Raw genomic sequence first — 18,642 nt, forward strand, 5'->3', positions numbered from 1 at the left:
AGGTGAGTGAAAATAAAAAAAAACTCTTTTTTTACAAGGAATATATAAAGAAAAACTTAAGTAAAAAAATTAAACCAATTATAACTGAAAAAGCTATATATTGTAACATATCAAATAATTATTATACTTTTTTATTTCCGATTTATTTTAATAAAAAAGATATTTCAAAATATTTAAATAGAGTTTATAGAATAAATATAACAAAGTTACATACTAATATTTATTATAAAAAAAAGATTAATAAAAGAATATTAAAAAAAACTTTTGCAGGAAAAAAACAAAAATTTAAAAAGGCTTTTTTTCAAGTAAAATATTTTTAATATGCCAATTAATATAAAAAAACCCATTACGCCAAGTCAAAGGTTTCAGATATTAAATAAATTTTCTGAAATAACAAAAAAAAAACCCGAAAAAAGTCTTGTTTTTGGGCTTTCGAAAAAAGGAGGAAGAAATAATACTGGAAAAATTACGATGAAATATATCGGAGGAGGACATAAAAAAAAATATAGAATTATAGATTTTAAAAGAAAAAAAATGGGAATTCCTGCTCTAGTTAAATCTATAGAATATGATCCAAATAGATCTTGTTTTATTTCACTTTTACATTATCTAGATGGTGAAAAAAAATATATTTTATCTATTAAAGGACTTACCGTCGGAAACAAAATATTATCTGATGAAATTACGAAACCAAAAATAGGAAATGCGATGTTCTTAAAAAATATCCCTTTAGGAAGTATTATTTGCTGTATTGAACTATATCCTAATGCCGGCGCTGAATTAGCTCGTAGTGCTGGAACATATGCACAATTAATTGCGAAGAAAGAAAAATATTGTACTTTGAAATTACCATCAGGTGAAACACGAATGGTATTATCTAATTGTCTGGCAACTATTGGTTCAGTATCAAATCAAGACCATAAATTAGTAATTTCAGGAAAAGCTGGAAGAAATCGTAGGTTAGGAAAAAGACCTAGAACAAGATGTGTGGCTATGAATCCAGTAGATCATGGTATGGGAGGAGGTGAAGGGAAAGCATCAGGAGGACATCCTAGAAATAGAAATGGAATTCCTTCCCATGGATTTAAAACCCGTAAAAAAAACAAAAAAACCAATAAATATATTATAAGAAAAAGAAAAAATAAGTAATAAGAATAAGTATGCCACGTTCATTGAAAAAAGGGCCATTTGTTAATTACAAATTGATTAAAAAAATTGTAATAAACAATAGATTAAAAACAAAGAAAATAATAAAGACTTGGTCAAGATCTTCAACAATAACTCCAGAGTTTATAGGAAATTCAATTGCAGTTCATAATGGTAAAAAATTCATTACAATTTATATTTCAGAAAATATGGTAGGACATAAATTAGGAGAATTTTCTCATACTAGAAATTTTCGTAGTCATTCTGGAGCTAAAAAAATACAAAAAAGTTTGCCTTTAAAAAAAAAACCAAGGAATGCTTAAAAAGTTGTATTATAAATCTAATAATATTAATTATTCCCAAATTAAGCTTATAAAATTAATTAATATACTTAAATCTAAAAATATTGAATACATAATAAATTTATTGGGAAATCTTCAAAATAAAGGAGCTATATTTTTAAAAAAGATAATTTTAAATGCCTACAAGCAGAATTTTTATAAAATAGAATCACAAAAACAAAATGTATATCTAAAAAATATTATAATTAACAAAAGCATAATGTTTCAAAAAATTAGGCCAGCACCTCAAGGTAGAGCTAATAAAATAAAAAAACAATTTTTTAAAATGATTTTGATACTTAAAAAATAAAATGGGACAAAAGGTTAATCCTATATCTAATAGGCTAGGAATATCAACTTACTGGAAATCCAGATGGTATAGTGAAAATTTTAAGCAGCTTAAAGAAGATTTAGAAATACGAAACTATCTAAATATTAGATTAGCCAAAGGTTTTTTATCATCTATATACATAGAAAGAACAAATTCTAAAATTTTTATTACCATTTATTCTTCAAGACCTGCAATAATTATTGGAAAATTAGGAATAGAAAAATTAAAACAAGGAATTAATAAAATTTTAAAACAAGGAATTAATAAGAAACAAATAAATATTAATATACTAGAAGTAAAGATACCAGAAGTAGATGCTCTCTTAATTGCAAAAAACATTGCAAATCAAATTGAAAATCGTCTATCTTATAAGAAAGCTATAAAGTTTGCGATATATTCTGCATTACGGAAAAAGGTAGAAGGGATAAAAATCCAAATTTCGGGTCGTTTAAATGGAACTGAAATGGCACGTACTGAATTTTATAAAGAAGGAAGAATTCCTTTTTCTACTTTTAGGGCTAACATAGATTATGCAACTTATGAAGCTCATACTACTTATGGAAAACTAGGGCTTAAAGTATGGATTATGAAAGGAGTAGTATATAGTAAAAAAGAATTATATATATTAAATAGAATTCCTAAAAAAAAAATAAAACTAACTTATGTTAAAGCCAAAAAGGAAGAATAAAAGGATATGCTAAAAAAGGTACAAAACTTAACTTTGGTATATTTGGACTTAAGAATTTAGACACAGCTTGGCTTTCAGATAGACAAATAGAAGCAGCTCGTATAGTTGCTACACGATATATGAAAAGACAAGGAAAATTGTGGATAAATATATTTCCTAATAAGCCTATTACAAAAAAGCCTCAAGAAGTTAGAATGGGAAAAGGAAAAGGTGCTATAGACCATTGGGTAGCTGTGGTAAAACCTGGTAGGATTTTAATAGAAATAGATGGAGTAACTTTTGAAATAGGAAAAGAAGCTTTAAGATTAGCTGCTAATAAATTGCCAATAAGAACAAAATTAATTTGTTTATGAGAAAACAAAAACTTGGAGTAATATTAAGTGAGAAAATGAATAAAACCAGAGTAGTAGGTGAAGTAGTAAAAAGGAAACATAAGATTTATAAAAAGAATATTTATTATACAAGAAAATATTTGGTTCACGATGAACAAAATAAGTCCAATACAGGTGATACCGTAGAAATAATTTTTACACGACCATTAAGTAAGAATAAACGTTGGAATTTCTTGAAAATAATTAAAACAAATGTTACAACAAGAATCAATTCTTAATGTTGCAGATAACTCTGGAGCGAAAAAAGTTTTATTAATATGTGTATTAGGAGGCACGAAAAAAAAAGCTGCCTCTATTGGAGATACTATTGTAGTAACAGTTAAAAATTCAATTGCTGGATCTAAAATAAAGAAAGGACAAGTGACAAAAGCAGTAGTGGTTAGAACAAAATATAAAGTGAAACGCAAGGATGGATCATATATAAGTTTCGATGAGAACGCCTGTGTTTTATTATCAAAAAGTGGAGAACTTATAGGAACTAGAGTATTTGGTCCAGTTGCAAGAGAATTAAGAGAAAAAGAATATATGAAAATAATTTCATTAGCATCAGAAGTTTTATAATAAGATTAAAAATGACAATTAAAAAGAAAGATAATATTTTACTTAAAAGTGGTAATCATAAAGGAAAGAAAGGGCAAGTTATAAAGATTATAAAAAATAGAGCGTTAGTAGAACTTTTAACCAAAGAAGTCAATAGACTAATTGAAATGGATTTCTCTAATTTACTTGTAATATATAGACCTATTCTTAATAAGGAGAATTTTTTAAATGCTAAGAAATTTAAAATATTAAACAATGTCTTAAGAAAGATGATAAAAATGAATAAAGAATTAAATTATTTATTTTCGAGAGAAGAATTCAAGAATTTCTTAAAGATTAGGTCGTTAGAAAATATTAAAAATAAACAATGAATTATTCACCTAGATTGAAAATAAAATATAATGAAAATATTAAATTAAAATTAAACAAAAAATTTATATATGAATGTATAATGCAAATTCCAAAATTAACGAAAATAGTAATAAATCAAGGTATAAATATATATGATAAAAATACCTTAAATAATGCTATGGAAAATATTTCTTTAATATCTGGACAGAAAGCAATTTTTTGCAAATCAAAACGTGATGAATCAGGATTTAAACTACGAAAAGGAACCCCGATTAGCGTAAAAGTAACTCTACGTAGAAATAGGATGTATGAATTTTTAGATAGATTAATAAATATTGCATTACCTAGAGTTCGTGACTTCAAAGGAGTAAATAAAAATAGTTTTGATGGAAAAGGAAATTATAATTTAGGAATTCGGGAACAAATTATATTTCCAGAAATAAAAAAAGATTTCAAACAAAATATAGGAATGAATATTACTTTTGTAACTACTGCTAAAAAAGATAAAGAAGCAAAATATTTATTATATTTATTTGGTCTTCCTTTTAAAAAATAAAATATAATTATGTCTAAAGAAGCTATAAAAGCTAGACAAAAAAAACGTAGAATTTTAGTTGAGAAATATTCTAAAAAAAGAGCTTATTATAAGAATATAGTAGATCATATAAATTTACAGAAATTGCCTAAAAATGCTTCTCCAGTTCGTTTACACAATATTTGTAATATCACTGGTAGAACTAAAGGTTATATTCGAAAATTTGGTATCTCACGATTAGAATTTAGACGATTAGCCTCACAAGGCTTAATTCCAGGAGTAAGAAAAGCTAGTTGGTAAAAACAAAGAAATAATGATGATTACAGATCAAATTTCGGATTGTTTAACAAGAATTAGAAATGGTTGTATAGCTAAGAAAGATACTATCTATATACCATATTCGAAAATAAAAACAAGTATTATTCAAATTTTGTTTGAACAAGGTTTTATAGTAAATTATAACTTAGAAATAAAGAAAAACCAAAAATCCATACTTGTAGAGTTAAAATATATTTATCCTAAAAAACAATCGGTAATTAAATATATTAAAAGAATAAGTAAACCAAGTTTCAGAAAATATTCAAGTAGTAAAAATTTACCTAGAGTTATTAATGGTTTGGGAATAGCTATTATATCAACATCAAAAGGAATAATTACTGATAAATTAGCTAGAACAAACAAAATAGGTGGTGAAATAATTTGTTATGTATATTAGATGAATAATAAAAAATATTCATGTCTAGACTTGGCAACAGAACGATTATTATCCCCAAAAATATTTTAATTAAACTTAAAAAGAATGTAATTTCTGTAACTGGTCCTCTTGGAACCATTTCTATGAAAATAATAGGTGAACTAAAAATAGAAATTGAAGAAAACAAACTAACAATACAAAGAATAGAGAATAATAAATCTCTACATGGATTATACCGAATGCTAATTAATAATATGATACTAGGTGTATTATATGGTTTTAAAAAAGAATTAGAATTGAAAGGAGTGGGTTATAAAGTTGCTTTAGATAATGAAAAAAAAGTATTAGAATTTCACTTAGGCTACTCTCATAATATAGTCATGAATTTACCCAAAGAATTAAAAGTAGAAATAAAAAATGAAAATAACAAAAATACTAGGATTATTTTAAGGTCATATGATAAACAATTATTGGGGATATTTGCTGCAAAAATAAGATCTTTAAGAAAGCCTGATCCCTATAAAGGAAAAGGCATTCGTTATATTAATGAATATATTCTGAAAAAAGCTGGAAAAACGACAGTAAAATAAAATTAATGATATGAAAACCAAAAAAATTGGTACCTTAAAAAGACCGAGAATTTCAGTCTTTAGAAGTAATAAGCATATTTATGTTCAAATAATAGATGATGTTAATCATCATACTTTACTATCAGATTCTTCTAAAAAAAAATATAATTTTAAAATTCCTAAAAATAAAATTGCAAGGAAAATAGGTATGATTTTAGGAGAAAAAGCAAAAACAATCGGTATTTATAATTTCTTTTTTGATAGAAATGGATATTTTTATCATGGGAGAGTTAAAGCTTTGGCAGAGGGATTCAGAAAAACTGGTTTAAAATTTTAAAAGATGAAAGAGAAATTAGTCACATTAAAACGAGTCTGTAAAGTTACCAAAGGAAGAAGATATTTCAGTTTTACAGCTTTAGTAGTTAAAGGAAATAAAAATGGGGTAGTAGGATTTGGGGTTGGAAAAGCTAAAGAACCACAAAATGCAATCAGAAAAGCTGGTGCAAAAGCAGAAAAAAGATTGGTTCAAATATTATTAACTGGAGGGACTATTCCTCATGAACAAAAAGCTAAGCATGGCAGTACTTATATATTTCTTTCGCCAGCTTCAGAAGGAACTGGAATAATTGCAGGAGGGGTTGTTAGAATAGTTTTAGAATTAGTAGGCGTCAAAAATATTTTCTCGAAATTGAATGGTTCATCTAACCCGAATAATTGCATTAGGGCAGTAATATTAGCTTTAACAAAAATTAGAAATGCATATACTATCTCAAAAGAAAGAGGGCTTACTATTAAAAATATTTTTGAAGGTTAAATTAAGTAAAAGTAAAATTTACTTTACATGATTCTGAATCAGTTAACTCCTAGGATAGGATCAAATAAGAAAGGCAAACGATTAGGAAGAGGAAAAGGTTCTGGAAAAGGAAAAACTTCTACTAGAGGTGATAAAGGGGCAAAATCACGCTCTGGAAATTCTATTAAACTAGGATTTGAAGGTGGACAAATGCCATTGCATAAACGTATTCCAAAATTGGGATTTAAAAACATAAATAACAAAAAATATAAAATATTTAATTTAGACAATATAGAATATATAATAAATATGGGAAAGGTAACAATAAATTTAATAAACAAGAATGTATTGAGACAAATTGGTTTATTAAAAAAAAAAGAGTGTTTTAAAATATTAGGACGAGGTGAATTAACTCACAAAATAAAAATTTGGGCTCATAAGTTTAGTAAAAAAGCATCTTTAAAGATTCAAAAACTTGGAGGAAAGACTGAAAGATTATAATTTCTAACATCAGAACTTTGCAACTCATTGCTATAAAATGACGAAAGAAAAATATATGAAATACAATGGTATAGTTACAAAAGCTTTACCAAATGCAACATTCAAAGTACAATTAAAAGACAAAAGGATAGTAACTGGATATATAAAAGGGAAACTGAGAATGAATTATATTAAAATTTTACCAGGCGATAAAGTAAAATTGCATATTTCATATTATGATTTAACTAAAGCAAGAATAATATATAGATACTAAAGGTATGAAAAAAGTTGCATCTTTAAAAAGAAGAAGCCAAAATTGCAAAATTGTTAAAAGAAAAGGAAAATTAAGAATTATAAATAAAGTTAACCCTAAATATAAACAAAAACAAAGATGAGACATGGCTAGAATATCTGGAATAAATATACCAGAAAATAAAATAGGAATTATAGCTATAACTTATATTTTTGGTATTGGAAAAAATATTGCTAAAAAAATATTTGAACAGATAAAATTGAATCCAAAGAAAAAAGTAAATAAGTGGTCAGATTTAGAATTAAATATGATTAGGAACTTTATAAATAATAACCTAAAAGTTGAAGGTGAGTTGAAAACTGAAATTAAATTAGATGTTAAAAGATTAGTTGATCTCAAATGTTATAGAGGTATCAGACATAAAATTGGTCTTACAGTGAGAGGACAGAAGACTAAAACGAATTGTAGGACCAGAAAAGGGAAAAGAAAAACAATAGCTAATAAAAAAAAAATTATTAACAAATCATAAAATTAGTAAAAATGAAAAATAAATTATCTGGTTCTATTTGCAACGTAAACATAAATTCTACCTTTAACAATATTCTTATAACTTTGTCTAACTTAAAAGGTGACGTACTTGCCTGGGCTTCAGCTGGACAAAAAGGCTTTAAAGGAGCAAAAAAAAATACACCGTATGCAGCTAGTAAAACAGCCCAAGATATAGTAGAAAAAGGGAAAAAAATGGGGATTAAAAAAATTAATATTATTGTTAAAGGTACAGGATATGGCCGTGACTCAGCAATTAGGACTTTAAGTAATCTTAATGTAATTCTAATAAAAGATATTACTCCTATTCCCCATAATGGCTGTAGACCACCAAAAAAAAGAAGAATATAAATATATATAAACAAAATGGCGAGATATATTGGTCCTAAAAATAAAAGATCGATAAAATTTGGAATAAAAAACAAAAGATATCCCACTGGGAAACCAAAAATAATAAATTTTAATAAATCAAATTATTCTATTCAATTATTAGAAAAACAAAAGATAAAATATATTTATGGAATACTAGAAAAACAATTTAGGAAAATCTTTGAAAAAGCTTATAAAAAAAAGGGGATCACTGGTGAAATACTTTTACAACTATGTGAATCAAGGTTAGATAATGTAGTATATAGATTAAATTTTGCTAATACTAGACCAGGAGCAAGACAGTTAGTCACTCATCGTCATATATTTGTAAATGGAAAAATTGTTAATATTCCATCTTTTACATTAAAACCTGGTGATAGAATTTCGGTTAAAGAAAAGTTAAAAGATGAAACAATAAAACAAATCTCAAAGAAAAAACCAAAGTCTTGGTTGAAGTTAGAACTTAAGTTAAACAAACTTACAGGAATTTTTAAATATATTCCTATGAGAGACCAACTTACCGAAAAGATTAAGGAACGTTTAGTGGTAGAATTGTATTCGAAATAACAAAGATGATTATTTCACCTGCCCAGATAAAAGTATTAAAAAATTCTAATAATATAGGAAAATTTTTAATCAAACCTTTAAGTCCTGGATTTGGAATTACTATAGGGAATGCTTTAAGAAGGGTTTTAATTTCATATTTAGAAGGGTATGCAATATATTATATAATGATTAATGGTATAAAACATGAATTCTCTTATGTAGATGGAGTAATAGAAAATATAACTGAAATAATATTAAATTTAAAAAAAATACGGTTTAAATTAAAAAGTAAACGTGTGGGTTCGAACAACATACCAAAACATTATACAATATTTTTCAAAACAAAAAAAGAACAAATTACTGCTGGAGATTTGTGTGGATCTCTTACTTATTTTGAAGTATTGAATCCAAAGTTATTAATTTTGAAGAAAGAGTTAGATACTAATTTAAATATTACTATAGGGATTAAAAAAGGAGTTGGATATGTTCCAGTAGAAAAAAATAAGTACTTTCAGAAGAAACGAGGTAAAATTCCAATTGATACTATTTTTAGTCCAATAATAAACGTAAGATTCAAAGTAGAAAATTGTGAAGTTCATAATTCCTATGAATATGATAGTTTGATTCTAGAAATTATTACTGATGGTTCCATCACTCCCCAAAATGCTTTTAAAAAAGCTTCTAGTATCCTAATCCAACATTTTACTTTATTTTTTAATGGTAAAAATAATGGTAAAAAAAAAGCAACAAATTCTTTAGATTCGAAAGAAAGAATACAAGTTTTATATATGCAAAAAGTTTTAAATTCTAAATTATCAGAAAATGTAAACGATCTTTCAGTTAGAACATTAAATTGTTTGAAATTTGCTAAAATTAGAACTTGGGCTGACTTAGTAAAATTTAAGACATCAGATTTCTTAAAAGTAAGAAATTTTGGTATGAAATCATTCGATGAATTGAATAAAAAAATGAAAAAATTAGGATTATCTTATGGTATGGATTTATCAAAATATAAAATTAAAATTTATAATAAAAAACAAAGAATAATAAATTTTCGTGAAAAAATGAGACAAATAGTAAAGCTAAGAAATATTCTGAAACTAAGAAAAATGATGAAGAAAAATGATACACAAAAATAAAACTAAGAATTTAGGGAGAACTAAATCTCATCGAAAAGCCCTGTTGACTAATCTTGCTATTTCACTAATAAAACATAAGAGAATTACAACTACCTTGGCTAAAGCAAAAGATTTAAAAAAATTCATTGAACCTATAATAACTATAGGTAAAAAACAAAATACTCATTCTAGGCGAATAGTATTTAAAAAATTAAATGATAAAACTGCTGTTTTTGAACTTTTAAAAAATATATCAAAAAAGAATATCAAACGTAATGGAGGATATACAAGAATTATTAAAATTGGAAATAGGTTAGGAGATTTTTCAGAAATTGCAATTATTGAGCTAGTAGAGTTTATTGAAAGAATTCAAATCATGAATTAATATGAAATATTTTCATAAACCTGTTTTATTATCTGAAGTTATAGAACACCTTATTTATGATATTCATGGAATATATGTAGATTCTACTTTTGGTAGTGGTGGACATGCTAGGAGCATCTTAAAGAAAATAAGTAATAAAGGTAAATTAATTGCTTTTGATCAAGATCAATTTTCAATTATTAAAAATAAAATTTGTGAGAAAAGAATAATATTGTTTAACGCTAATTTTAGAAAAATAAAAAAAATATTAAAAGATTCTAAAAACAACCTTCTAAATAATGTCTCAGGAATAATGGCAGATTTAGGAGTTTCCTCTTATCAAATAGATACACCACAAAGAGGATTTTCAATAAGATTTAATAACATTTTGGATATGAGAATGGATTTATCGAAAACCAAGTCTGCTTTAAATATTCTAAAAACTTATTCTTTTGAAGAGTTAAATAATATTTTCTATAAATATGGTGAATTTAAAAATCCCCAAATAATCTCTAGAAAAATTTTATTAAACCGTAAATTTATTAACACTACTTTTGATTTAGTAAAATTATTCAATAAGAACATTAAATTTTTATCTAGATTATTCCAAGCTTTAAGAATAGAAGTAAATGATGAAATAAATGCATTAAAGAAATTCCTTAAACAAGCAAGAAATATCTTAAAACAGGGTGGTAGATTAGCTATTATTTCATATCATTCCTTAGAAGATAGATTAGTTAAAAACTTCTTTAAAACTGGAAATATACATGGTATTCTTAGATATGATAAGAAAGGGAATAATTTATCTCCATTTCATAAAAGATATACTAAAAGAATTTTTCCTACAAAACAAGAAATATATACAAATAATAGAGCGAAAAGCGCTATCTTAAGAATTACACAAAAAATATAAGTTGTTGTACTGCTAATTGTTCAATTTAACTTGTGAAGTTTGGTTAACTTTATAACTATAAAGTATGTTGATTTATCGCATGTTTTGTTTTTCAAAACAAGAGGAAAGTCCGGACACATTATGGAGAACACAACGGATAACACCCGTACATCGTGAGATGAGGAATAGTACAACAGAAAGTATATACAGTTGAGCTGTAGTGAAATCATGTAAACTCTGTGTTGTGAAATGCCAAATATACCAGAAACTTTTTGAAAAAAGTATAGTTTCTCCATAACTATTATAATGGTGGGTAGGCAGATAGAGAGAAAAGGTAACTTTTATACTAGATAAATGATAAATTATACAGAATCTGGCTTATAGACATACTTTAAAAATATCTTATTTATATCTAAGAAGTAAAAGATTTTGTTATATAATTTATATCGTACTTTTTCAAGTTTTACTATTTTGGTAATGAGTTTACTTATTTCTAAAAACGCGATATTTTTTGTAAATTCTAACTTGTAATAGTGGTAGAGCTTTTGAGATATTAATTCTGAAATTTGTTTCTCATTTTTGTAATCAAGCTTAGACAAAGAAAGATACAGATCATATAATAACCTACATAAATATATTCTTTTTAAAAACTTAGGAGCAGAAGTAATTTCAAAACCTTTTATTTGAAAACCAAAGTGTTTGAAAATTTCTATAATTCCTGCTTGTCTTCGTTGTTCATCTTGTTTATCCTTTTTATAAATTGTAAAATCTGTAAAACTCTCTAACTTAATCGGGTGATCTAACCTTTTGTTTGTTTTTATTTCTTTTTTAAAGTTATAATCTAAAATTATATTAGATGCTAGAGTTTTATTAATTATTAAAATTCCAAAATCTAAAAGACAGAATATATATTTTTTTTTATATATCTTATAAGGAACCTGCTGAAAATCAATTTTCTTAATAACTTCTTTCAAAGTATTTTCTTTCGAGTAATTGCTCTTATTGCTATTCCAGCATTTAAAAACATCCTTTAGTCCTAAAGATTCTTTAATTATTATATTAATCTTTTTACAAATTTCTGCTTCTGATTTAATGAGTATTTTTGTTTTTGATTGACAAATATTGATTTCAATTTTTGGTTGTGGAATATTTATAAATAAAAAATAATTTGGTTTATTACTTTTGCTTATTATCCCGTTATAGGCACTAATAATGGCGGTGTGAATTCTTTTGTTTACTACATATCTATTATTAACAAATAAATAAGAATTATTAACTTTAGTATTAAAAAAACTTGTAGAAGTGATATATCCTTTTATAAGAAATAACTTTTCTTTTTTCATCACTTTTATTAAGACATTCTGATAATAATCGCCAAAGATTTCAATTATTCTAGATTTTATATCTGATTTTTTAAAACGTGTAATTCTCTTATTATTATGCATAATTAAAAAGTTTGTATAAGGGTGTGAAAGAACTATCTTATGAACTTCTGATATTATATATCTTAATTCTATTGTTGAAGATTTTAAAAAGTTTTTTCTATTGGGAAAATTGTAAAATAAGTTTTTAACATATATACTAGTACCATTTACTAAATTCTTCAATAATACAGTTTTAAATTTTCTTTTGTTATTTGCTAAAGTTAAGAATACTCCCAATTCTGAGTTGTTTCTTTTAGTGTATATTTCTATATTGCTAACCAAAGAAATATAGTATAGAGCTTCGCCTCTGAAGCCTTTAGTATTTATATATTTTATATCTTTAAGAGATTCAATTTTTGAAGTATAAAATCTACTAATACTATTTTTTGCTTCTGAAGGATTCATACCTTCTCCATCATCTATGACATGAATTAAATCTTTTCCACCATTTGATAATATCAATTGAATATTTTTTGCCTTTGCATCAATTGAGTTTTCTAATAATTCTTTTACTACTGCAGAGGGTCTTTTAATTACATATCCTGCTGAAATTTTCTTTGCATCTTGGTGTGGTAAAATTTGTAGCTTATTTTTCATTGTTATTTATTACAAAATTTTAATTGTAGGAAAAAATAATACATCATTAATATTTCTTTGATTAGTAAATAACATGATTAATCGGTCAATACCAAATCCTATTCCAGTACAAGGTGGCATACCATATTCTAAGGAAAGAAGAAAGTCTTTATCTATTAACATATTTTCAGCTTCAATTTTATTATATAATTTAATTTGTTGTTTAAATCTCTTGAATTGATCAATTGGATCATTTAATTCTGAATAAGAATTTGCTATTTCGACACCATTAATAATCAATTCGAATCTTTCAGATACCCCATTTTTAAAGCGATGTTTTTTAGCTAATGGACTCATTTCAATGGGAAAATCAATTATAAAAGTTGGTTTAATAATTTTTTTTTCACATTTTTGACTGAATATTTGATCGAGAATTTGTCCTTTTTTCATATTCTTATCAATTTTAACATTTATTTCAGCACATATTTTTATAATTTCAGGTTCTCTAGTATCACTTAGGTCAAAGCCAGTATAAATTTGAAGAGCTTCAAAAAAAGTAATTTGTTGAAATGGGTCAATAAATGGTGAAAGAAAATTAATATCTTGTTTACCTACTTTGAAAGTAAAGCATTGGTAAATGTTACAACAAATTTTGTTTAAGAATTTTTCAGTGAATTTCATCATCCAATAATAATCTTTATATGATATATATAATTCTAGAATAGTAAATTCTGGATTATGTTTTTTATCTATACCTTCATTTCTAAAATTCCGAGAAAACTCATAAACTTTTTCTAAACCTCCAACCAGTAATTTTTTTAAATATAATTCATTTGAAATTCTTAAATAGAAGGTACTTTTTAAGGTGTTATGATATGTAATAAAAGGTCTAGCAATAGCTCCACCCGGAATAGCTTGTAAAATAGGAGTTTCAACTTCTAAATAATTCCTTTCATTTAAATAATTCCTTATAAAAGTTATGATTTGAATACGTGTTAAAATAACATGTTTAATTTCTTCATTAACAAGAAAATCAACATATTTAATTCTATGTCTTTTTTCATTTTTAGAAAAAGAATCAAATGTATTTCCCGATTTATCTATTTTTACGTTTGGTAAAGTATGTAGACATTTAGATAATAACTTTATTTTTTTTGCAAATACAGAAATTTGTTTTTTTTTCGTTTTGAATAAGTAACCTTTAATCCCTATTATATCTCCGATATCTAAAAGTTTTTTGAAAAACAAATTGTATATCTTTTTTTCATAATTAAAATTGTTTATTGATATATATATTTGTATGATTCCATATTTATCTTTTAATTCTATAAAAGAAGCTTTTCCCATTCTTCGAATTCTAATAATTCTACCCGCCAGAATAACCTTTTTCTTTTTTTTGTAATTATTCCTTATTTCTTTTGAATTATAAGTTATTGTATATTCTTCAGAAGGATAAGGATTAATATTTATTTGTTTTAATGTTTTAAGCTTTTTTATTCTTATCAAATTTTGCTCAGAAAGACACCAAGTTCTCATTCAGATAATATTAAGACCTTGAAAGGAGTTGAACCCTTACTCTTCTGATCCGTAGTCAGATGCTTTATCCAATTAAGCTACAAGGCCAAGGATATGATATAAACTGAAAATTTTTTATAACTTTTATGTTATATATATCCTGAAAACATACGCAGTTATAAGATCAGTATTGCAGTCATATATGAAATGCTGTGACTGACTTACTTACTAAGTAAGAACTAGGTACTTAGAAGCCTAGAAGAATGAAAAAAATTACGAATGCAACCTATTTGAAGTGGTATAAAGATATGTCTTTTTGGAGGAACTTTGAAGAAAGATGCAGATCATTATATTTAAAACAAAAGATAAGTGGTTTTCTCCATTTATATAGTGGGCAAGAAGCTATCCCGTCCGGTATAACTTATGTAATGAATTTAAAAACAGATAATATGATTACTGGATATAGATGTCATATACTTGCTTTAGCAATGGGAATAGACCCAAAAAAGGTGATGGCAGAATTATATGGAAAAAAGACTGGTACTTCAAGTGGTTTAGGTGGATCTATGCATATATTTAGTAAAAGATATAGATTTTATGGCGGATATGGCATTGTAGGTGGACAAATTCCATTAGGAGCAGGTATTGCATTTGCTGATAAATACTTTAATAGAGAAGCAGTTACTGTGACATTTCTGGGAGATGGGGCTATTTGGCAAGGTGCTTTACATGAAACTTTCAATATGTCAATGCTCCTTAAGTTACCAGTAGTTTATATCTGCGAAAACAATACATATGCAATGGGAACTTCAGTAACAACAATTTCATGTATTAAAAATATTTTCAAAATTGGATGTTCATACGATATGCCAGCTAAATCATTAGACGGAACTAGCCCATTAAAAATTGCTAAAGAAGTAGAGAAAGCTATTAAAAGAGCTAAAAATGGCAAAGGACCTTCTTTTTTAGAAATATTAACTTATAGATTTCGGGGACATTCGATGTCTGATCCTGAATCTTATAGAACAAGAGAGGAAGTAATAGAACATAAAAGATATGATCCAATTTTAAAAATAAAAAACAAAATATTAGAACAACAACTTCTTAATAAAAAGTTCTTAACTGCGCTTGATTTAGAATTAATAAAAAAAATAGATGAATGTGTTGTTTTTGCAGAAATCTCTGAATCACCACATAAAAATACTATGTATAATGTGGTTTATTCTCAAAAAAAATATCCTTTTTTAAAATAAAAAATACTATTTTCAAAGAAACAAATGGCAGAGATTATTTACATGCCACGCTTAAGTGATACTATGAAAGAAGGGACAATAGTAAAATGGTATAAACAAGTCGGAGAAAAAGTATCCTCAGGTGAAATCTTAGCAGAAATAGAAACTGATAAAGCTATTCAAGAATTTGAATCAGAATTTAATGCTACTCTACTTTATAGAGGAGTTAATGAAGGAGAAACAGCAAAACTAAATGATCTTTTATGTATTTTGGGAAAACAAAATGAAAAGATAGAGTATTTAATAAAAAAGAAATACAACAAGGAAAATAGTATTAAATCTGAGAAGCAAATAGTAAATAAAGATATGAATCATATAAAAGAAAAAAAATGCTTAATTTCGCCATTAGCAAAAAAAATTGCTTTAGAGGAAAGGATAAACTTAAAAGATATAAAAGGAAGTGGACCACAAAACCGAATTGTTAAAAAAGACATATTAACAATTATTAAAAAGAAAGCAAAGAAAATAAAACCAATTTCTAATATAAGAAAAATAATAATTGACCGATTATCAAAATCCAAAAAGATTTCACCACATTATTATTTATTTATCGAATTGCCTGCAGATAATTTAATTAAATTTAAAAAGTATATTAATAAAATATATAATAGTAAAATTTCTTTTAATGATTTAATAGTGAAAGCTACTGCTTTATCACTTAAAAAAAACCAAGAAATAAATTCTTCATTTAATAAAGAAAGAATTATCTATCACAAAGATATTAATATCGGGATAGCAGTTTCTTATCCTGAAGGACTAATTGTCCCTGTCATAAATTCAGTAGACAAAAAATCTGTAAGAAAAATTTCACAAGAACTAAAAGAAAAAGTAGAAAAATCTAGAAATAAAAACAATTCTCCCAAAGATTTGGTCGGAAGTACTTTTACAATTTCTAATTTAGGGATGTTTGGGATAGATTTTTTTACTTCTATAATAAATCAACCTAATTCTAGTATTTTATCAGTAGGAAGTATTCAAAGAAAACCGATAATTGAGAAAAACAAAATCAAAATAGGAAATACTATTACATTTACATTAGCTTGTGATCATAGAATTATAGATGGAGCAGTAGGAAGTGCCTTCTTGCTTACTTTAAAAGAATACTTGTTAGAACCAATGAAAATACTATGTTAAGAATTTTTAGGAATCTTTTTGAAGAACTCGATATCATTTGCATTATTTTGAAATCCAAAAATAATATTTTTAATCCCATTGGTAAGAACTAGATATTTGCTTTTGATTATTAAATAATATTTCAGAATTTGATCAAAATATTTGTATGAAATATTTACATCATTAGATTTACATTCAACTATTATAAAAGGTCGTTTTTTTTTAAAAACTATAATATCAATTTTATTTGTCATATTATGAATAGAATATTTAAATTCAACATATATTTCATTCACATTATATCCTCTATTTTTTATGAGATAAGAAATTAGCTGTTGTCTAACAACTTCTTCTTTAGTTAAAAGACAATATTTTTTTCTAATTAAGCAAAATACGTACAACTTACCATTAAAAGGAATTGTCTTAAATTTTTCTAACATTAAACTATATCTTTTATTTTTAATCGTCATAAAACTTGTTGCTTTCTATTTTTATAGTATATTTATATTACAAATATTTATTTTAACAATATGGTTGAAGTCAAACCAATAAATTTCATTTTAAATAAGATATTTCACATCTGCCTAGACAAAGTTATGAGTTATAATAATGAAGAAAAATTTAATAATATAGCTAAATTAGTATTTCTAATAACAGAAGCAGATAAAAAAAATAAGATATATTTTTTAAAAAAGGCAGATATAGTGAAAGAACTAATTGCTAAAATATATTATTTATGTCAAGTAGATAAAGAATTAGATAAATAACTAGATTTAACTTTATGTTTAACTTTATGTCAAGTAGAGTTTTGGGGCAAATCTTTGATTGTATCATTATAGGAGGTGGTCCTGCAGGATATACAGCTGCAATTTATTTAGCTCGTGCAGAAATAAAACACATTCTTTTTACGGGGTTTCAACCAGGGGGACAATTGATATCAACCAAGAAAATAGAAAATTATCCTGGTTTTAAGGATGGAATATCTGGGTATAACTTAATGGAATCTTTTAAAGCACAAAGTGAAAAATTCGGAACTCAGGTAAAATATAATAGTGTAGTAAAAATTAAGATTAACAGAAAACCAAAAGTTATGAATATGCATGAAACTGTATTAGATAATTCTTTAAAAATTAAAACAAAAGCCATAATTATAGCTACCGGAGCTAATACTAGATATTTAAATATAGAGAATGAAAAAAAATTAATAGGAAAGGGTCTTTATACCTGTGCAAATTGTGATGGATACTTTTTTAAAGAGAAAAAAGTAGCAGTAATCGGTGGGGGAGATAAAGCTGCAGAAGAATCGATTTATTTGTCTAATATTTGTAAAAAAGTATATATAATTATAAGAGATAACAAAATGAAAGCATCAAAGATTCTGCAAAAACAAGTTGTAAATATTAACAATGTTGAAATATTTTATAATCATAAAGTGAGAAAACTAATAGGAAAACAAAAGCTACAAGCTATATACTGTAAGAATAGAACAAATAATAGAACTTATTTATTTCATGTAGAAGCAATCTTTTTAGCTATTGGACAAATTCCAAATACACTTATTTGTAAACCAAATATCAAATTAGATAAAGATGGATATATAATTACAAAATCAACTATTACTAATATCCCTGGTATTTTTGCTGCAGGTGATGTGCAAGACTCAAGTTATCGACAAGCAATAACATCTGCAGCATCAGGTTGTATTTCAGCAATTGAAGTAGAAAAATATCTTAGAACTGAGGTAGAATAACATTTATACTGTATATTTCTTATA

General features: G+C 25.5%; 30 protein-coding genes, 1 tRNA gene, 1 other RNA gene and 1 pseudogene. 29 read left to right on the forward strand and 4 right to left on the reverse strand.

Features of this window, described 5'->3' with window-relative positions:
• Positions 1–2 precede the first annotated feature (2 nt).
• From rplW to rnpB, 25 genes are all read left to right on the forward strand, one after another.
• Positions 3–320: a 50S ribosomal protein L23 gene (gene rplW, locus ONB78_RS00255; RefSeq protein WP_158380370.1), complete on the forward strand. Its 318-nt coding sequence runs from the start codon at positions 3–5 to the stop codon at positions 318–320.
• Position 321: 1 nt separating this feature from the next.
• Positions 322–1,149 (forward strand): 50S ribosomal protein L2, encoded by an 828-nt coding sequence (rplB, locus tag ONB78_RS00260; protein ID WP_274096034.1) that lies wholly within the window; start codon positions 322–324, stop codon positions 1,147–1,149.
• An 11-nt stretch (positions 1,150–1,160) separates the two neighbouring features.
• Positions 1,161–1,469, forward strand: coding sequence for a 30S ribosomal protein S19 (rpsS, locus tag ONB78_RS00265; RefSeq protein WP_274096036.1), 309 nt, complete (start codon positions 1,161–1,163; stop codon positions 1,467–1,469).
• The gene (locus tag ONB78_RS00270; RefSeq protein WP_274096037.1) at positions 1,462–1,797 is read left to right on the forward strand and encodes an uL22 family ribosomal protein; all 336 of its coding nucleotides are present in this window, start codon (positions 1,462–1,464) and stop codon (positions 1,795–1,797) included. The genes rpsS and ONB78_RS00270 overlap by 8 nt, the downstream gene beginning before the upstream one ends.
• 1 nt (position 1,798) lies before the next feature.
• Positions 1,799–2,506, forward strand: a complete 708-nt coding sequence (gene rpsC / locus ONB78_RS00275; protein ID WP_274096038.1) for a 30S ribosomal protein S3 — start codon at positions 1,799–1,801, stop codon at positions 2,504–2,506.
• Positions 2,503–2,859, forward strand: coding sequence for a 50S ribosomal protein L16 (gene rplP, locus ONB78_RS00280; protein ID WP_274096077.1), 357 nt, complete (start codon positions 2,503–2,505; stop codon positions 2,857–2,859). The genes rpsC and rplP overlap by 4 nt, the downstream gene beginning before the upstream one ends.
• Positions 2,856–3,116 carry a 30S ribosomal protein S17 gene (gene rpsQ, locus ONB78_RS00285; protein ID WP_274096039.1) on the forward strand — a complete coding sequence of 87 codons (261 nt, stop codon included), beginning with the start codon at positions 2,856–2,858 and terminating at the stop codon, positions 3,114–3,116. Before rplP ends, rpsQ begins: the two co-directional genes overlap by 4 nt.
• Positions 3,091–3,459, forward strand: coding sequence for a 50S ribosomal protein L14 (gene rplN, locus ONB78_RS00290; RefSeq protein ID WP_274096040.1), 369 nt, complete (start codon positions 3,091–3,093; stop codon positions 3,457–3,459). Before rpsQ ends, rplN begins: the two co-directional genes overlap by 26 nt.
• A gap of 11 nt (positions 3,460–3,470) precedes the next feature.
• Positions 3,471–3,809, forward strand: a complete 339-nt coding sequence (locus tag ONB78_RS00295; protein ID WP_274096041.1) for a KOW motif-containing protein — start codon at positions 3,471–3,473, stop codon at positions 3,807–3,809.
• Entirely contained in the window at positions 3,806–4,345 is a 540-nt protein-coding gene (gene rplE, locus ONB78_RS00300; RefSeq protein WP_158380361.1) for a 50S ribosomal protein L5, read from the forward strand. The genes ONB78_RS00295 and rplE overlap by 4 nt, the downstream gene beginning before the upstream one ends.
• A 9-nt stretch (positions 4,346–4,354) precedes the next feature.
• The gene (gene rpsN / locus ONB78_RS00305; protein ID WP_274096042.1) at positions 4,355–4,624 is read left to right on the forward strand and encodes a 30S ribosomal protein S14; all 270 of its coding nucleotides are present in this window, start codon (positions 4,355–4,357) and stop codon (positions 4,622–4,624) included.
• A 16-nt stretch (positions 4,625–4,640) separates the two neighbouring features.
• A complete protein-coding gene (gene rpsH, locus ONB78_RS00310; RefSeq protein WP_274096078.1) occupies positions 4,641–5,039 on the forward strand; it encodes a 30S ribosomal protein S8 in 399 nt (132 codons plus the stop codon).
• Positions 5,040–5,059: 20 nt separating this feature from the next.
• The gene (gene rplF / locus ONB78_RS00315; protein ID WP_274096044.1) at positions 5,060–5,608 is read left to right on the forward strand and encodes a 50S ribosomal protein L6; all 549 of its coding nucleotides are present in this window, start codon (positions 5,060–5,062) and stop codon (positions 5,606–5,608) included.
• 10 nt (positions 5,609–5,618) lie between these two features.
• Complete coding sequence (gene rplR, locus ONB78_RS00320) at positions 5,619–5,924, forward strand: 50S ribosomal protein L18 (protein WP_186821683.1); 306 nt, start codon at positions 5,619–5,621, stop codon at positions 5,922–5,924.
• Between the two features lie 3 nt (positions 5,925–5,927).
• The gene (rpsE, locus tag ONB78_RS00325) at positions 5,928–6,401 is read left to right on the forward strand and encodes a 30S ribosomal protein S5 (protein WP_274096045.1); all 474 of its coding nucleotides are present in this window, start codon (positions 5,928–5,930) and stop codon (positions 6,399–6,401) included.
• Positions 6,402–6,428: 27 nt separating this feature from the next.
• A complete protein-coding gene (gene rplO / locus ONB78_RS00330; protein ID WP_274096046.1) occupies positions 6,429–6,881 on the forward strand; it encodes a 50S ribosomal protein L15 in 453 nt (150 codons plus the stop codon).
• Between the two features lie 37 nt (positions 6,882–6,918).
• A complete protein-coding gene (gene infA / locus ONB78_RS00335; protein ID WP_158380357.1) occupies positions 6,919–7,134 on the forward strand; it encodes a translation initiation factor IF-1 in 216 nt (71 codons plus the stop codon).
• Between the two features lie 4 nt (positions 7,135–7,138).
• Positions 7,139–7,255 carry a 50S ribosomal protein L36 gene (rpmJ, locus tag ONB78_RS00340; protein ID WP_274096047.1) on the forward strand — a complete coding sequence of 39 codons (117 nt, stop codon included), beginning with the start codon at positions 7,139–7,141 and terminating at the stop codon, positions 7,253–7,255.
• A 3-nt stretch (positions 7,256–7,258) separates the two neighbouring features.
• The gene (rpsM, locus tag ONB78_RS00345) at positions 7,259–7,642 is read left to right on the forward strand and encodes a 30S ribosomal protein S13 (RefSeq protein WP_158380355.1); all 384 of its coding nucleotides are present in this window, start codon (positions 7,259–7,261) and stop codon (positions 7,640–7,642) included.
• A gap of 11 nt (positions 7,643–7,653) precedes the next feature.
• On the forward strand, positions 7,654–8,010 hold the full coding sequence (gene rpsK, locus ONB78_RS00350) for a 30S ribosomal protein S11 (protein ID WP_274096048.1): 357 nt from the start codon (positions 7,654–7,656) through the stop codon (positions 8,008–8,010).
• 15 nt (positions 8,011–8,025) lie between these two features.
• Positions 8,026–8,595, forward strand: coding sequence for a 30S ribosomal protein S4 (rpsD, locus tag ONB78_RS00355; protein ID WP_274096049.1), 570 nt, complete (start codon positions 8,026–8,028; stop codon positions 8,593–8,595).
• Positions 8,596–8,600: 5 nt separating this feature from the next.
• On the forward strand, positions 8,601–9,713 hold the full coding sequence (locus tag ONB78_RS00360) for a DNA-directed RNA polymerase subunit alpha (protein WP_274096050.1): 1,113 nt from the start codon (positions 8,601–8,603) through the stop codon (positions 9,711–9,713).
• Complete coding sequence (gene rplQ, locus ONB78_RS00365; RefSeq protein ID WP_337992636.1) at positions 9,697–10,077, forward strand: 50S ribosomal protein L17; 381 nt, start codon at positions 9,697–9,699, stop codon at positions 10,075–10,077. Before ONB78_RS00360 ends, rplQ begins: the two co-directional genes overlap by 17 nt.
• A gap of 1 nt (position 10,078) precedes the next feature.
• The gene (rsmH, locus tag ONB78_RS00370; RefSeq protein WP_274096052.1) at positions 10,079–10,969 is read left to right on the forward strand and encodes a 16S rRNA (cytosine(1402)-N(4))-methyltransferase RsmH; all 891 of its coding nucleotides are present in this window, start codon (positions 10,079–10,081) and stop codon (positions 10,967–10,969) included.
• 59 nt (positions 10,970–11,028) lie between these two features.
• Positions 11,029–11,345: RNase P RNA component class A (rnpB, locus tag ONB78_RS00375), an RNA gene on the forward strand.
• A 589-nt stretch (positions 11,346–11,934) separates the two neighbouring features.
• Here the strand turns inward: rnpB and mutL are convergent.
• From mutL to ONB78_RS00385, 3 genes and pseudogenes are all read right to left on the reverse strand, one after another.
• Positions 11,935–12,969, reverse strand: a pseudogene (mutL, locus tag ONB78_RS00920) (DNA mismatch repair endonuclease MutL); the annotation flags it as partial.
• Between the two features lie 9 nt (positions 12,970–12,978).
• Positions 12,979–14,484: a lysine--tRNA ligase gene (gene lysS, locus ONB78_RS00380; RefSeq protein ID WP_274096053.1), complete on the reverse strand. Its 1,506-nt coding sequence runs from the start codon at positions 14,482–14,484 to the stop codon at positions 12,979–12,981.
• A 13-nt stretch (positions 14,485–14,497) separates the two neighbouring features.
• Positions 14,498–14,571, reverse strand: a tRNA-Arg gene (locus ONB78_RS00385).
• Positions 14,572–14,726: 155 nt separating this feature from the next.
• Here ONB78_RS00385 and pdhA point away from each other — a divergent pair.
• Together pdhA and ONB78_RS00395 are read left to right on the forward strand one after the other, a co-directional pair.
• Positions 14,727–15,716, forward strand: coding sequence for a pyruvate dehydrogenase (acetyl-transferring) E1 component subunit alpha (gene pdhA, locus ONB78_RS00390; RefSeq protein WP_274096054.1), 990 nt, complete (start codon positions 14,727–14,729; stop codon positions 15,714–15,716).
• A gap of 24 nt (positions 15,717–15,740) precedes the next feature.
• Positions 15,741–16,889 (forward strand): dihydrolipoamide acetyltransferase family protein, encoded by a 1,149-nt coding sequence (locus ONB78_RS00395; protein WP_274096055.1) that lies wholly within the window; start codon positions 15,741–15,743, stop codon positions 16,887–16,889.
• Here the strand turns inward: ONB78_RS00395 and ONB78_RS00400 are convergent.
• Positions 16,886–17,338 carry a type I restriction enzyme HsdR N-terminal domain-containing protein gene (locus ONB78_RS00400; protein WP_274096056.1) on the reverse strand — a complete coding sequence of 151 codons (453 nt, stop codon included), beginning with the start codon at positions 17,336–17,338 and terminating at the stop codon, positions 16,886–16,888. The genes ONB78_RS00395 and ONB78_RS00400 overlap by 4 nt on opposite strands.
• Before the next feature lie 60 nt (positions 17,339–17,398).
• On the opposite strand from ONB78_RS00400, the gene ONB78_RS00405 reads away from it, so the two are divergent.
• Together ONB78_RS00405 and trxB are read left to right on the forward strand one after the other, a co-directional pair.
• Entirely contained in the window at positions 17,399–17,635 is a 237-nt protein-coding gene (locus ONB78_RS00405; protein ID WP_274096057.1) for a hypothetical protein, read from the forward strand.
• 26 nt (positions 17,636–17,661) lie between these two features.
• Positions 17,662–18,618, forward strand: coding sequence for a thioredoxin-disulfide reductase (gene trxB / locus ONB78_RS00410; protein ID WP_274096058.1), 957 nt, complete (start codon positions 17,662–17,664; stop codon positions 18,616–18,618).
• The last annotated feature ends 24 nt before the right edge of the window (positions 18,619–18,642 follow it).

The organism is Candidatus Karelsulcia muelleri (assembly GCF_028673255.1).
GTDB lineage: Bacteria > Bacteroidota > Bacteroidia > Flavobacteriales > Blattabacteriaceae > Karelsulcia > Karelsulcia muelleri_D.

Coding starts and splice junctions, on each gene's coding strand:
- rpsK (WP_274096048.1), top strand. CDS start 7,654: ATGAAAAATAAATTATCTGGTTCTATTTGCAACGTAAACATAAATTCT.
- rplQ (WP_337992636.1), top strand. CDS start 9,697: ATGATACACAAAAATAAAACTAAGAATTTAGGGAGAACTAAATCTCAT.
- rplF (WP_274096044.1), top strand. CDS start 5,060: ATGTCTAGACTTGGCAACAGAACGATTATTATCCCCAAAAATATTTTA.
- infA (WP_158380357.1), top strand. CDS start 6,919: ATGACGAAAGAAAAATATATGAAATACAATGGTATAGTTACAAAAGCT.
- ONB78_RS00395 (WP_274096055.1), top strand. CDS start 15,741: ATGGCAGAGATTATTTACATGCCACGCTTAAGTGATACTATGAAAGAA.
- rpsE (WP_274096045.1), top strand. CDS start 5,928: ATGAAAGAGAAATTAGTCACATTAAAACGAGTCTGTAAAGTTACCAAA.
- rpsH (WP_274096078.1), top strand. CDS start 4,641: ATGATTACAGATCAAATTTCGGATTGTTTAACAAGAATTAGAAATGGT.
- rplE (WP_158380361.1), top strand. CDS start 3,806: ATGAATTATTCACCTAGATTGAAAATAAAATATAATGAAAATATTAAA.
- rplB (WP_274096034.1), top strand. CDS start 322: ATGCCAATTAATATAAAAAAACCCATTACGCCAAGTCAAAGGTTTCAG.
- ONB78_RS00405 (WP_274096057.1), top strand. CDS start 17,399: ATGGTTGAAGTCAAACCAATAAATTTCATTTTAAATAAGATATTTCAC.
- rpsS (WP_274096036.1), top strand. CDS start 1,161: ATGCCACGTTCATTGAAAAAAGGGCCATTTGTTAATTACAAATTGATT.
- ONB78_RS00400 (WP_274096056.1), bottom strand. CDS start 17,338: ATGACGATTAAAAATAAAAGATATAGTTTAATGTTAGAAAAATTTAAG.
- rpsM (WP_158380355.1), top strand. CDS start 7,259: ATGGCTAGAATATCTGGAATAAATATACCAGAAAATAAAATAGGAATT.
- ONB78_RS00295 (WP_274096041.1), top strand. CDS start 3,471: ATGACAATTAAAAAGAAAGATAATATTTTACTTAAAAGTGGTAATCAT.
- rsmH (WP_274096052.1), top strand. CDS start 10,079: ATGAAATATTTTCATAAACCTGTTTTATTATCTGAAGTTATAGAACAC.
- ONB78_RS00270 (WP_274096037.1), top strand. CDS start 1,462: ATGCTTAAAAAGTTGTATTATAAATCTAATAATATTAATTATTCCCAA.
- rplR (WP_186821683.1), top strand. CDS start 5,619: ATGAAAACCAAAAAAATTGGTACCTTAAAAAGACCGAGAATTTCAGTC.
- ONB78_RS00360 (WP_274096050.1), top strand. CDS start 8,601: ATGATTATTTCACCTGCCCAGATAAAAGTATTAAAAAATTCTAATAAT.
- rpsQ (WP_274096039.1), top strand. CDS start 2,856: ATGAGAAAACAAAAACTTGGAGTAATATTAAGTGAGAAAATGAATAAA.
- pdhA (WP_274096054.1), top strand. CDS start 14,727: ATGAAAAAAATTACGAATGCAACCTATTTGAAGTGGTATAAAGATATG.
- rpsD (WP_274096049.1), top strand. CDS start 8,026: ATGGCGAGATATATTGGTCCTAAAAATAAAAGATCGATAAAATTTGGA.
- trxB (WP_274096058.1), top strand. CDS start 17,662: ATGTCAAGTAGAGTTTTGGGGCAAATCTTTGATTGTATCATTATAGGA.
- rplO (WP_274096046.1), top strand. CDS start 6,429: ATGATTCTGAATCAGTTAACTCCTAGGATAGGATCAAATAAGAAAGGC.
- rpsN (WP_274096042.1), top strand. CDS start 4,355: ATGTCTAAAGAAGCTATAAAAGCTAGACAAAAAAAACGTAGAATTTTA.
- rplN (WP_274096040.1), top strand. CDS start 3,091: ATGTTACAACAAGAATCAATTCTTAATGTTGCAGATAACTCTGGAGCG.
- rpsC (WP_274096038.1), top strand. CDS start 1,799: ATGGGACAAAAGGTTAATCCTATATCTAATAGGCTAGGAATATCAACT.
- lysS (WP_274096053.1), bottom strand. CDS start 14,484: ATGAGAACTTGGTGTCTTTCTGAGCAAAATTTGATAAGAATAAAAAAG.
- rpmJ (WP_274096047.1), top strand. CDS start 7,139: ATGAAAAAAGTTGCATCTTTAAAAAGAAGAAGCCAAAATTGCAAAATT.